At 70.5% G+C, this 13164-nt stretch carries 10 protein-coding genes and 1 riboswitch; of the genes, 7 read left to right on the forward strand and 3 right to left on the reverse strand.

Annotated features, from left to right (window positions below):
• Positions 1–7 precede the first annotated feature (7 nt).
• The 6 genes from FB467_RS12620 (at position 8) to FB467_RS12645 (ending at position 8661) form a co-directional block, all read left to right on the forward strand.
• Positions 8–631: a DUF3000 domain-containing protein gene (locus FB467_RS12620; RefSeq protein WP_141785409.1), complete on the forward strand. Its 624-nt coding sequence runs from the start codon at positions 8–10 to the stop codon at positions 629–631.
• Positions 628–1908, forward strand: coding sequence for a ribonuclease D (locus FB467_RS12625; protein WP_141785410.1), 1281 nt, complete (start codon positions 628–630; stop codon positions 1906–1908). The genes FB467_RS12620 and FB467_RS12625 overlap by 4 nt, the downstream gene beginning before the upstream one ends.
• 34 nt (positions 1909–1942) lie before the next feature.
• Positions 1943–3472 carry a helix-turn-helix domain-containing protein gene (locus tag FB467_RS12630; protein WP_141785411.1) on the forward strand — a complete coding sequence of 510 codons (1530 nt, stop codon included), beginning with the start codon at positions 1943–1945 and terminating at the stop codon, positions 3470–3472.
• A 155-nt stretch (positions 3473–3627) separates the two neighbouring features.
• Entirely contained in the window at positions 3628–4404 is a 777-nt protein-coding gene (locus FB467_RS12635) for a glycerophosphodiester phosphodiesterase family protein (protein ID WP_228393348.1), read from the forward strand.
• Between the two features lie 231 nt (positions 4405–4635).
• Positions 4636–4855, forward strand: a riboswitch (cobalamin riboswitch).
• Positions 4856–4991: 136 nt separating this feature from the next.
• Positions 4992–7595 (forward strand): ribonucleoside-diphosphate reductase subunit alpha, encoded by a 2604-nt coding sequence (locus tag FB467_RS12640; RefSeq protein WP_141785412.1) that lies wholly within the window; start codon positions 4992–4994, stop codon positions 7593–7595.
• Positions 7596–7629: 34 nt separating this feature from the next.
• On the forward strand, positions 7630–8661 hold the full coding sequence (locus tag FB467_RS12645; RefSeq protein WP_141785413.1) for a ribonucleotide-diphosphate reductase subunit beta: 1032 nt from the start codon (positions 7630–7632) through the stop codon (positions 8659–8661).
• A gap of 39 nt (positions 8662–8700) precedes the next feature.
• Here the strand turns inward: FB467_RS12645 and FB467_RS12650 are convergent, their stop codons facing one another.
• Positions 8701–9579 carry a DUF2268 domain-containing putative Zn-dependent protease gene (locus tag FB467_RS12650; RefSeq protein ID WP_141785414.1) on the reverse strand — a complete coding sequence of 293 codons (879 nt, stop codon included), beginning with the start codon at positions 9577–9579 and terminating at the stop codon, positions 8701–8703.
• 65 nt (positions 9580–9644) lie between these two features.
• Between FB467_RS12650 and FB467_RS12655 the strand changes: the two genes are divergently transcribed.
• Positions 9645–9827, forward strand: coding sequence for a hypothetical protein (locus FB467_RS12655; protein WP_141785415.1), 183 nt, complete (start codon positions 9645–9647; stop codon positions 9825–9827).
• A gap of 4 nt (positions 9828–9831) precedes the next feature.
• Here FB467_RS12655 and FB467_RS12660 read toward each other — a convergent pair whose 3' ends face one another.
• Positions 9832–11838 (reverse strand): DUF6541 family protein, encoded by a 2007-nt coding sequence (locus tag FB467_RS12660; protein ID WP_141785416.1) that lies wholly within the window; start codon positions 11836–11838, stop codon positions 9832–9834.
• Positions 11835–13148 (reverse strand): nucleotide sugar dehydrogenase, encoded by a 1314-nt coding sequence (locus tag FB467_RS12665; protein ID WP_141785417.1) that lies wholly within the window; start codon positions 13146–13148, stop codon positions 11835–11837. The genes FB467_RS12660 and FB467_RS12665 overlap by 4 nt, the downstream gene beginning before the upstream one ends.
• Positions 13149–13164: the final 16 nt, after the last annotated feature.

The following is a 13164-nucleotide window of genomic DNA, read 5'->3' on the forward strand; positions in this document are numbered from 1 at the left end:
ACCTGTCATGGTGGTGAGCCGCATCGACGTCGGCCGTGACCGCACGGCGCCAGCCGGGACCGGAGTGGACCCGGCTGCTTTCGAGCGCGCCGTGGAGGCGATCCGTGCGGCCGCGCTCCGTCCGGAGCTCCTCGTCGAGGAGGTCCCGGCACCGACCCGTCTCGCGCCGGCGGCGCTCGCGCTGTCCGGCGAGGTCTTCCCGACCCGGGGCGAGGACGAGGAGCCCACCGCGACCGGACGCTTCGTCCTGCTCCACGACCCGGGCGCTCCCGAGCCCTGGGAGGGCGTCTGGCGCGTGGTGACCTACGCCAAGGCCACCATGGAGCCCGAGGTCGGCGGCGACCCGATGATGGGCCACGTGGGGTGGTCCTGGCTGACCGAGGCCCTGGAGTCGCGGGGGCTGGCCTTCGCCGCCGAGGCCGGCGCGGTGACCTGCGTCATCTCCGAGAGCTTCGGGGCGCTGTCCGACCGCGACCAGACCGTCGAGATGGAGATCCGCGCGTCCTGGACCCCGGTGGACGACGACACGATCGACCAGCACCTGCAGGCCTGGGGCGACCTGCTCTGCACCATCGCCGGGCTGCCGCCCCTGCCAGACGGGGTCGTCCCGCTGCCGGGGTCCCGGCGGTGACCGAGGACACGGCGCAGCCCGAGGGCCCGCCGATCGAACACCTGACCGAGCCCCGCGAGGGGTTGCCCGACCTGGTGACCGACGACGGCCACCTGCAGGAGGCCCTCGACGCGATCGCCGACGGCACAGGGCCGGTGGCCGTCGACGCCGAGCGCGCCTCCGGCTACCGCTACGGCCAGCACGCCTACCTGGTGCAGCTGCGCCGCCGGGGTTCGGGCACCTGGCTCATCGACCCCGTCCCCTTCGAGGAGCTCGCGGAGCTCGGGGACCTGCTCTCGGGGACCGAGTGGGTGCTGCACGCCGCCACCCAGGACATCCCGTGCCTGGCCGAGCTGGGGATGCGGCCCACCCGGTTGTTCGACACCGAGCTGGGTGCGCGGCTGGCCGGCCTGCCCAAGGTCGGGCTAGCCGCGGCCCTCGAGCACTACCTCCAGGTGAGCCTGGCCAAGGAACACTCCGCGGTGGACTGGTCGACCCGGCCGCTGCCCGAGCCGTGGCTGCGCTACGCGGCCCTCGACGTGGAACTCCTGGTCGAGCTGCGGGACGCGCTCGCGGCGGACCTGGAGTCCCAGGGGAAGGCCGACTGGGCCGCCCAGGAGTTCGAGGCGCTCACCCACTTCGAGGGCACCGCCGACCGACCCGACCCGTGGCGGCGCACGTCCGGCATGCACCGCATACGGAATCGCCGCGGAGCGGCCCTGGTGCGCGAGCTCTGGCAGGCGCGGGAGGAGATCGCGCGGGAGCGCGACGTCTCCCCCGGCCGGGTGCTGCCCGACGCCACGCTGATCGACCTGGCCACGCGCGCCCCGCGGACGGCCGCGTCCCTGGTCGGGGAGCGCAGCGCCGAGTCCACCCGGTCCCGGCAGCGGCGCGCCCACCAGGGGCTGACCCGCTACCAGGGCGACTGGCTCGCCGCCATCCGGGAGGCCAGCGCGCTGCCCGACCAGGACCTGCCCGAGCTGTCCCGCCGCTCCGACGCGCCGCCGCCGGCCCGCGCGTGGGCCGACCGCGACCCGGTCGCCGCGGCGCGGTTGGCGCAGGCCCGGCAGGACCTGGCGGACCTCTCCGAGGAGCACACCATCCCGGTGGAGAACCTGCTGACCCCCGACACCGTCCGGCGGGTCCTGTGGGAGCCGCCGGAGCCGTCCGACGGCGGGGAGCTCACCCTTGACGACCTCGGGTCGGTGCTCGGCGCGCACGGGGCCCGGCCCTGGCAGATCCAGCTGGTCGGGCCGATCCTGCACCGCGCGATCGGCGACCACGCCGACGACGCGTGAGGCAATATCTCATATGTGATCTACCATGGTGGGTATGACCGAGACCTACCTGTCGCGCATTGGCAACCTCATCCGGGACGCCCGGCGACACAAGGAACTCACCCAGGCCGAGCTCGCCGGCCTGCTGGGGACCAGCCAGAGCGCCATCGCCCGGATCGAGCAGGGCAAGCAGAACCTCTCCCTGGAGATGCTCGCCCGGATCGGCGAGAGCCTGGACTCCGAGATCGTCTCCGTCGGCAGCGCCGTCCCGCAGAACCTGCGGATCACCGGTGGGGTGAAACTGTCCGGCGAGATCGACGTGCGCACCTCCAAGAACGCCGCCGTCGCGCTGCTGTGCGCCTCGTTGCTCAACAAGGGCCGGACCACGCTGCGCAACCTGGCGCGGATCGAGGAGGTCAACCGGATCACCGAGGTCCTGACCAGCCTCGGTTTCAAGATCCGCTGGCTCGGGGAGAGCAACGACCTGGAGATCGTGCCGCCAGCCAAGATCGACCTGGCCGCGATCGACGAGGCGGCCGCCCGGCGCACCCGGACCATCATCATGTTCCTCGGCCCGCTGCTGCACCGGTTCGACAACTTCGAGCTGCCGTATGCCGGGGGGTGCGACCTCGGCACCCGCACCGTCGAGCCGCACATGACCGCGCTGCGCCAGTTCGGCGTGGACGTCACGGCCACCCACGGCTCCTACCACGCCACGGTCGACGCCTCCCGCCGCCCGACCCGGCCGATCGTGCTCACCGAGCGCGGCGACACGGTCACCGAGAACGTGCTGCTCGCCGCGGCGCTGCACCCGGGCACCACGGTCATCCGTAACGCCTCCTCCAACTACATGGTCCAGGACCTGTGCGTCTTCCTGCGCACCCTGGGCGTGCAGATCGAGGGCATCGGCACCACCACGCTGAAGGTCACCGGCGTGGAGGAGATCGACATGGACGTGGAGTACTCCCCGTCCGAGGACCCGATCGAGGCGATGAGCCTGCTGGCCGCCGGCGTCGTCACCGGCAGCGAGATCACCATCAAGCGGGTGCCGATCGAGTTCATGGAGATCGAGCTCGCGGTGCTCGACACGATGGGGCTGCAGTACGAGCTGAGCGAGGAGTACACCTCCGCCAACGGTTTCACCCGCCTGGTCGACCTGCGCACCATCCCCGGTCCCCTCAAGGCGCCGCTGGACAAGATCCACCCGCTGCCCTTCCCCGGGCTGAACATCGACAACCTGCCCTTCTTCGCGATCATCGCCGCGTGCGCCGAGGGCTCGAGCATGATCCACGACTGGGTCTACGAGAACCGCGCCATCTACCTCACCGAGCTCACCACGCTGGGCGCCAAGGTGCACCTGATGGACCCGCACCGAGTGATGGTGGAGGGCCCGACCAAGTGGCGTGCCGGCGAGATCATGTGTCCGCCTGCGCTGCGTCCGGGCGTCGTGATCCTGCTCGCGATGCTCGCCGCCCCCGGCGTATCGGTCCTGCGCAACGTCTATGTGATCAACCGCGGCTACGAGGACCTGGCCACCCGCCTGAACAACCTCGGCGCCAGCATCCAGACCTTCCGCGACATCTGACCCAGCCTCCCTTCCGACCGGACGCGTGAGCGGGCGGCGTTCCACCCCGACCGGACGCGTGAGCGGGCGGTTCTAAACGGCCACCGAACGCGCGATCTGGCGGCCAGAGGCGCCGCAGCGCTAGCCACGGCCGAGATTCGGGTAGTTTGAGTGACGTGGCAGCCACCCCATACCTGGAGCACGACGGCCCGATTCCGCTGGCGCACCGTGGCTTCTCGCAGGAGGGGCTGGAGAACTCGATGTCGGCCTTCGCAGCAGCCGTCGCCCTGGGATACCACTACGTCGAGACCGACGTGCACGCAACCCAGGACGGTGTGCTCGTGGCCTTCCACGACACCCGCCTGGACCGGGTCACCGACCGCACCGGCTCGATCACCGGTATGCCGTGGGCCGAGGTGAGCGGTGCCCGCATCGGGGGTGTCGAGCCCGTCCCCCGGCTCGAGGAGATCCTCGACACGTGGCCCGAGCTGCGGGTCAACATCGACATCAAGACCTCGGGCGCCATCGTGCCGCTGGTCCGGGCGATCGAGCGGACGAACGCCCACGACAGGGTCTGTGTCACCTCCTTCTCCGACCACCGGCGCGCGGCTGCCCTACGCCGGCTCAGCCGACCGGTCGCCACGTCGGCCGGCCAGCGCACGGTGGCCCGGTTCCTGGCCGCCGCCCGGCTCCCCCGACGACGCGAAGCCGCACTGGCGCGGGTGTTGCGCGGCGTGGATTGCCTCCAGGTCCCCGAGGATTTCGGCCGCATCAAGGTAGTCAACGCGGCGACCCTGGAGGCGGCCCACGCCGTGGGCGTCCAGGTCCACGTCTGGACGGTGAACGACGACGCCGAAATGCACCGGTTGCTGGACCTGGGCGTTGACGGACTCGTCAGCGACCGGGCCGATCTACTCAAGCAGGTCTTGCAGGAACGCGGCACCTGGTCCTGACCTGCGGGACCGGCCGCCCGGTCGCGCGCTCGGTCGGGGGTGGAGGCCGCCAGGTCAGACGTCCGGTCGGGGGTCGAGACCGCCAGGTCAGACGTCCGGTGGGGGTGAATGGCCGACAGGTCAGACGTCTGGTGGGGTGTGGAGGCCGCCATCTCACGCGTCCGGTCGGGAAATGGGGGGCGGGAGGGGGACACAAGATGTGGGGGGTTACATCGGTGTGATTTCGTGTATATAGTGGCGAACGCAGCTGGTTCGGCCGCTTCCCTTCGGGGAGGTGGTCGTCGCAAGAGGGAACCCGGTGAGATTCCGGGACTGCCCCGCAGCGGTGAACGGGAACGACCTTCGCCACGAAGCACTGGACCATCCAGGTCCGGGAAGCGGCGAACAGTAGGCGACCTGGCAACAGGTCTGGCCCGTGAGTCCGAAGACCTGCCAGTGCACCGCCGTCCCGACGACGGCGGTGGTCCGTTGACCGCGCGGGACGGTCAGGGCCCGACGCGACCACCTGCGGGCGGTCAGGCGTCCCGCCCTCCCCTCCCCCGGCATACGGGCTCGCTTTCGCATCCGAGTTCACGAGGGGTGAACCGATGAGCATCACGGTCATCAAGCGCGACGGCACGCGCACGGCATACGACGGGTACGAGGTCGCCCGGTCCATCGAGGCGGCGGCCCGCGGTCTGGACGACGCGATCACCCGCACCACCCAGCTGCAGTCCGAGCTGGAGATCACGCTGTTCGACGGCATCACCAGCGAGGAGCTGGACCAGGCCGTCATCCAGGTGGCGTTGCAGAACGTCAAGGACGACCCGGCCTACGACACGATCGCGGCCCGGCTGCTGGTCAAGTCGCTCTACAAGCAGGTCTTCGGGGAGACCCACGACCTGTTCGGCGACGTCGACCCCAGCACCATCGCCAAGCTGCACCGCGCGGCGTTCCCCGGCTACATCGAGGCCGGCGTCCGGTCCGGGCAACTGGACACCCGCCTGACCGAGGTCTTCGACCTGGAGCGGCTGGCCGAGGCCCTCGACCCCTCCCGGGACGACCTGCTCCGGTTCATCGGCGTGCAGACCATGCGGGTGCGCTACCTCCTGGACGGCGCCGACGGCTCGCCGCTGGAGGTGCCACAGTTCTTCTGGATGCGGGTTGCCATGGGGCTCTCGCTCACCGAGGACGACGCCACGAGCGCCGCGATCAGCTTCTACGACAAGATGTCCCGCCTCGAGTACCTGGCCGCCGGGTCCACCCTGGTCAACGCCGGCACCTCCTACAGCCAGCTGTCCAACTGCTTCGTGATGCAGATGGAGGACGACATCGAGCACATCGCCAAGAGCGTGCGCGACGTCATGTGGCTCACCAAGGGCACCGGCGGCATCGGCCTGTCCGTCTCCAAGCTCCGCTCCGAGGGCAGCCCGATCCGGTCCAACAACACCTCCTCGACCGGCCCGATCCCGTTCATGCACACCATCGACTCCACGCTGCGCGCGGTGAGCCGTGGTGGCAAGAAGTTCGGGGCGCTGTGCTTCTACATGGAGAACTGGCACCTCGACTTCGCCCAGTTCCTCGACCTGCGGCAGAACTCCGGCGACCCCTACCGCCGCACCCGCACCGCCAACACCGCCGTCTGGATCTCCGACGAGTTCATGAAGCGGGTCGAGCGGGACGACGAGTGGTACCTCTTCGACCCGCTCGAGACCCCCGATCTGGTCGAGGCCACCGGGGCCGAGTTCAGCAGGCTGTATGCCGAGTACGTCACCCGGGCGAGGGCCGGGGAGTTGCGGCACCGCCGGATGCGGGCCCGCGAGCAGTTCCGGGCCATCCTGATCTCCCTGCAGACCACCAGCCACCCGTGGCTGACCTGGAAGGACACCATCAACACCCGGGCGCTGAACCAGAACACCGGGACGATCCACCTGTCCAACCTGTGCACCGAGATCTGCCTGCCGCAGGACCGGGACAACACCGCAGTCTGCAACCTGGCCTCGGTCAACCTGTCCCGGCACGTCACCGGCCGGCGGGGGCAGGCCCGGGTCGACTGGGACCGGCTCGCCGAGTCCACCCGGCTGGCGGTGCGCCAGCTGGACAACCTGATCGACATCACGATCAGCTCGGTGCCGGAGTCGGAGCGGTCCAACGAGCTCAACCGGGCGCTCGGTCTCGGCGTGATGGGCTTCACCGACATCGTGGAGCGCTTCGGCTTCTCCTACGAGTCCGAGCAGGCCTACGAGCTGATGGACCAGATCATGGAGTTCGTCTCCTGGCACGCGATCGACGCCAGCTCGGACCTGGCCCGCGAACGGGGTGCCTACCCCAACTTCGCCGGCAGCCGGTGGAGCGAGGGCCTGGTGCCGGTCGACTCCCTCGATCTGCTGGAGGCCGACCGCGGCACCCCCGTCGACGTCGACCGGACCACCCGGCTCGACTGGGACGCGCTGCGGGCCAAGGTGGCCGGCGGCATCCGCAACTCCACCCTGATGGCGATCGCCCCGACCGCCTCGATCGGTCTCGTGGCGGGCACCACCCCCGGGCTGGACCCGCAGTTCAGCCAGATCTTCAGCCGGTCCACCAGCTCGGGCAAGTTCCTGGAGGTCAACCGCAACCTGGTCCAGGACCTGCAGGACGCGGGGCTGTGGGAGCAGGTGCGCGAGGAGCTGCTGCGCCACCAGGGCGACCTGTCCAAGGTCGAGGGCGTGCCCGCCGACCTCCAGGAGATCTACCGGACCTCCTTCCAGCTCTCCCCCTACGCCTTCCTGCACGTCGCGGCCCGCGCCCAGAAGTGGATCGACCAGGCGATCAGCCGCAACATCTACCTGGCCAGCCGCGACCTCGGCGACATGGTCGAGCTCTACTCCGCCGCCTGGCGGATGGGGGTCAAGACGACCTACTACCTGCACATGATGCCGCGCCACCAGGCCGAGCAGTCCACCGTGCGGGTCAACAAGGCCGAGGAGGCGGGCGGTAACGGCGCGCCGCGTCGCGGGTTCGGCGGCGTCGCCCGGGCGGGCGCTTCCGGGACGGCTCCTGCCGCGCGCGGGTTCGGTGCCGTGGCTCCGGCCCCGACCGTCCCCGCCACCGCTCCGGCCCCGGAACCGGACCTGACCCCGGACCCCGACACGACCCAGCTCGAGCTGATCGACGGACAGGCCTGCCCGATCGACCCGCAGGAGCGCCTCCAGTGCGACTCCTGCCAGTGAGCCCCACGCCCCGGCATACCCGAAAGGACCTGACATGAGCATTGACACCACTCCCACCACCGCTCAGACCGGCACCGGATCGCCCCGCGGCATCCTCGGCACCGGGATCCAGGAGGGCCTGCTCCTGAAGCCGGTCACCTACCCGTGGGCCTACGATCTCTACAACCAGGCGGTCGCCAACACCTGGTTCCCCAACGAGGTCCAGCTCGGGGAGGACCTGGGCGACTTCGAGCGGATGACCGACGACGAGCGGCACGCCCTGACCTTCCTGATGAGCTACTTCAACCCCAACGAGCTGCTGGTCAACAAGGCGCTCGCGTTCGGCGTCTACCCCTACGTCAACGCGGCCGAGTGCCACCTCTACCTGGCCAAGCAGATGTGGGAGGAGGCCAACCACTGCATGGCCTTCGAGTACGTCCTGGAGACTTTCCCGGTGGACCGGGAGCAGGCCTACGAGTCGCACGTGACGGTCCCCTCGATGGCGGCCAAGGAGGAGTTCGAGGTCCGCTACATCCGTCGGATGACCGAGCAGACCCTGGACATCAGCACGGTGGAGGGCAAGCAGGACTTCGTGCGGAACCTGGTGGCCTACAACGTGATCCTGGAGGGCATCTGGTTCTACTCCGGCTTCATGGTGGCGCTGAGCTTCCGGCAGCGGAACCTGCTGCGCAACTTCGGCAGCCTGATCGACTGGATCGTGCGCGACGAGAGCCTGCACCTGAAGTTCGGGATCAACCTGATCCTGACCGTGCTCGAGGAGAACCCGGAGATCGCCACCGAGGAGTTCGCCGAGGAGATCCGGCAGATGGTGCTCGACGGGGTCGCGATGGAGGAGCAGTACAACCGCGACCTGCTGCCGGGCGGGATCCTGGGGCTGAACGCCGACTACATCAACCAGTACGTGAAGTACCTGGCCGACCGGCGCCTGGAGGAGCTCGGCTTCGAGCCGCACTACCGGGTGGCCAACCCGGCCAAGTGGATGGCCGCGGCCAACGACACCCTGGAGCTGGTGAACTTCTTCGAGTCGACGAACACCTCCTACGAGGTGAACGCCCGCGCCCACTGACCGGACGGACCGGACGGGCCGGCCGCCCCGACGATTCACTCAGGCCAGGGCGGTCTCGATGATCTCCCGGGCCGGGTCGTGGACCGCCTGGGCGGCCGTCCGGCCGGTCACCGCCAGGTAGCGGTCGACGAGGCGGTTCCCCACGGCATACCCGGCGCCGGTCGGCAACCCCACCGGGGTCCCGCCGAACGCGGTGGCGGCCTCGTCCCCGAGCACCCACGCCCCGAAGTTCTCCATCCCGGTGACGCCCAGGCCCGTGACCACCTTGGCGAAGACCTCGTCGTCGGCCAGGTGCGGCACCCCAATGCGGGTATGGCCGAGCTCGTCGCCGTACAGCTGGCGGGCGAAGGCGTCGGCCAGCCCCTCGGAGACGACGTGGTCGCCAACGGTCACCGTGGCCGGGTCCCAGTCGGCGCCGCCGGGAGCGAACCGCACGTTGTGGTGCAGCTCGTGCACCGCCGTCGCCTCCACCCTGGCCAGCACCTCTTCGAACGGCCAGAAGGTGAGCGCGAGGTAGCCGGTGACGCTGCCGTTGCCGGTCATCCCGAGCGCGTGGTTCATGAAGTAACGGTTCGCCGGGTCGCCCAGCAGGATGTATGCCGTGATGTCGGGGATCGCGAAGCCCGGCACGGCCTCCTGCAGGGCCCCGAGGCCGCCCTCGAGGGCCCGGCCGACCCTGTCCCAGACGTCCGCCCCGTGCATCGCGGCCAGCGCCTCCAGGCACCGTCCCTCGTCCCGGTCCAGCGGGAACCCGCCGGTCATCCGGTGCATCGCCACGAGGTCCGGCTCACCGGGGAAGTACCGGTACAGACCCGCGGCGGGCTCGGCCATCCGGCGCAGCAGCTCGGGCCGGTCGGCCGCGGGTGCGCCGAGGATGTCGTGGGTCTGCCGGTAGGTGTCCAGCACCGTGATCGTCATGCCGGCCACGGTAGGCATTGACGCTGCGTCAGGGTCAAGGTGTTTTGTCGGCCTACCCTGGACCCATGAGCGAGAAGGTCTTCACCCCCGGGTCCGAGGTCGTCACGCCGCGCGGACGCGGCACCGTGGTCGACGTGCGGGCGACGGCCTCGGGCAAGTTCGTGATCGGGGTCGAGGTGGAGGACGGGGAGGTCAGGTACTTCGTCGAGGGGGCGCTGCGGGGCAATCCGCCGGCTGGGACCCGGTGAGCGGCTACCGGTCGCAGCCGGTGAACCGCCAGATCTGGGCCTGACCGCCCTCGTCGACCAGCTCGCCGAAGCCCTCCCGGTGCGGGTCGACGTCCCGCAGCCCGGGCGTGGTCTCCTCCCACTTGCCGCCCTCCTCGAAGGTGAGGTCGTCGGTGTAGACGTGGGTCACCCCGAGGGCGTTGACGGCCTCGCAGACGGCCGGGTCCTTCCACCACCCCGTGGCGGGCCCGTCGGCGGAGGCGGGCCGGTCGAAGTCGGTCTGCAGCAGCACCCGCTCGGGCGAGTCGGCGATGCCGGTCAGCTGCGGGTAGACCACGTCCACCCCGCTGCGGGCCAGCAGGTAGGGCGAGCCGTTGATCGGCTCCCCCAGCACCACGGCGTCCTCGGGCAGCGTCTCCCCCGCCCGGTCGATCATCGCCAGCTCGTCGTAGGAGTCGATCATGGTGCCCCAGGCGATCGGCCAGGTGGAGTAGACCGAGGACATCACCGTCGTCTGGCTGGGCCACCGCAGCCCGAAGGTCGCCACGACTACCACGACGGCCAGGGCGATCCCGCCCCGGACGATCCCCACCGAGAACCGGTCGGCCACCTTGCGCGCCACCAGCGACGCGCCGCCGGCTGCCAGCACCACGGCCGGGATGACCAGGAGCTGGTTGAGCCGGGATGCCTGGGTGTACCAGAAGCCGGCGAGCACCCGCAGTGGGTTCTCCGGCGGCCCGGCGGCGAGCAGGGTGAGCAGCCAGGTCGCCACCAGCGCCACCACCAGCCAACGGGCGTGGGTGTTGCGGATGGTGATCCACACCCCGACGAAGACCAGCGCGGTGACCACGATGTTGAACGACTGGAACGGGTAGACGTAGATCAGCGGGTGGTCGATCAGGGTCGAGCCGATGGCGCCCCAGTAGTTCGGCGACCCGCCCCGCTGGTAGCCCACGATCGCCTGCAAGGGCGGGAAATCTAGCAGGAAGAGGGTCAGGCCCACCACGCCGGTCACGATCACGACAGCCGCCACGGCGACCGGCACCTTGTGGCCCCGGCGCCAGAAGCGACGTCCCTGCCGGGCCAGCAGCACGGTGAGCAGCGGCGCCGCCAGCAGCGCGATCGAGAACAGGCCCGACCCGTGGGCCAGCACGACACCGGACAGCGCCCCGAGGAAGCCCAGCCCGTGGGCCAGGTGCAGCCGCCAGGGCTGGTCGCCCCGCAGCGCCACGATCAGCAGCGCCAGGGTGCCCGGCAGGCACGCCACGCTGACCGCGAACGGCCACACCCCCAGCATCGAGACGGCGATCGCAGGGAAGGCGACGTAGGTGGCGGCGAGCAGCGGGGTGAAGATCACCGGCAGCGGCCGGCCGGGCCAGACGACCCGGCTCAGCGCCACCAGGCCACCCATCCAGATGACCGTGCCGATCACGATGGAGGAGGCGTTGGCGGCCTCGGTCACGCCCTCGAAGCCGGGCACGACGGCCACGATGCTGTGCCAGACGGTCGGGTAGTACGGCGCGATCGTGTCGGCATACAGCGGCGCCAGGCCACCCAGGCTGGAGGCGTTGCCGAACTCACGGATCACCCACAGCGCGTTCAGGTGGTAGACGCCGTCCCAGGCCTGCAGCGGCATGTCGGCCCGGCCGATGCCGGTCATCATCGCCGCCGCCAGGATGCCCCCGCCGACCAGCGAGCTCAGCGCGAGCCAGCGCCGCTCCCGCATCGACATCCGGTGCTCACCGGCGATCCGTTCGCCCGCCGGGTCGTTCCAGGTGCCCAGCCGCCAGCCGAGCAGCGCCGCGATCCCGACCAGGACGAGGCACCCGCCCAGGAAGGTCCACACCGTCCACCGCAGCCCGATCAGGTCGTACCCGATCGCCAGGATCCCCGCCGCGCCCGAGGTCAGGGCCGGTCCGGCGCCCCAGGCGACCAGGCCGCGGACCCCGAGGGCCCGCAGCACGGCATACCCCGGCAGGACCCACAGGGCGGCCATCAGGACGAGGCCGGGCAGCACCACCCACCAAGTCATGAGGTGACCGGTTCACCCCCGCCGATGGTGAGTCGGGGGGTGCCGGTGAAGTTGTCCGGGTCGGTGATCCGGCGGCCGTCCAGCAGCAGCCGAAGGCCGGGCAGGTCGGCGGCGGTCAGGGTGGCGTACTCGGGGTGGTCGGCCTGGACGATCGCGACGTCGACCGGCTCGCCCAGGTGGTAGGGGGTCCAGCCGTATGCCGACAGCTCCTCGTCGGTGTACATCGGGTCGTGCACGGCCACCGTCGCGCCGCGGGAGTCCAGCGCGGTCACCGTGGGGAACACCCCGGAGAAGGCGGTCTCCTTGACCTTGCCGCGGTAGGACGCACCCAGGACCACGACCCGCAACCCGGACAGGTCACCCAGCAGCGCCTCGGCACGGGCCACGGCATACTCGGGCATCGCGGCGTTCGCCGCGCGGGCGGTGGAGACCACGGAGGCGTCCGGGTCGGTCGACAGGTAGAGCCGCGGGTAGACCGGGATGCAGTGCCCGCCGACCGCGATCCCCGGCTGGTGGATGTGCGAGAACGGCTGGGAGTTGCACGCCTCGATCACCTTGCGCACGTCGATGCCGGCCTTGTCGGCGAAGACCGCGAACTGGTTGGCCAGCCCGATGTTGACGTCCCGGTAGGTCGTCTCGGCCAGCTTGGCCATCTCGGCGGCCTCGGCGCTGCCCATGTCCCACACCCCGTTCGGGCGGGGCAGGTCCTGGCGCTCGTCGAAGGACAGCACCGACTCGTAGAACTCCACCGCGGCGGCCGTGCCCGCCTCGGTCAGGCCCCCGACCAGCTTGGGGTAGGCCCGCAGGTCGGCGAAGACCCGCCCGGTGAGTACCCGCTCCGGGGAGAACACTAGGTGGAAGCCTTCGGCGAAGCCCTCGGTCAGGCCGGAGATCTCCTCGATCATCGGCTTCCACCGCCCCCGGGTGGTCCCGACCGGCAGCGTGGTCTCGTAGGACACCAGCGTCCCCGGGGTCAGGTGCGCCGCCAGGCTCTGCGTGGCCTCGTCCATCCAGCCGAAGTCCGGCGCTCCGGTCTCCTCGTCCACGAACAGCGGCACCACGAGCACCACCGCGTCCGCACCCGGGATCGCCTCGGCATACTCCGTCGTCGCCGACAACCGCCCGGCGGGGACCAGCTCGGACAGCTTCTCCTGCAGGTGCGCCTCCCCCGGGAACGGCTCGGTGCCCCGGTTGACCAGGTCCACCACCTGCGCGTTCACGTCGACCCCCACGACCTCGTGGCCAGCGTCGGCGAACTGCACCGCCAACGGCAACCCGATCTTGCCCAGCGCGACAACGGCGATCTTCATGACACTCCTGTGCTCC

It is taken from the genome of Ornithinicoccus hortensis (genome assembly GCF_006716185.1).
Lineage (GTDB): Bacteria > Actinomycetota > Actinomycetes > Actinomycetales > Dermatophilaceae > Ornithinicoccus > Ornithinicoccus hortensis.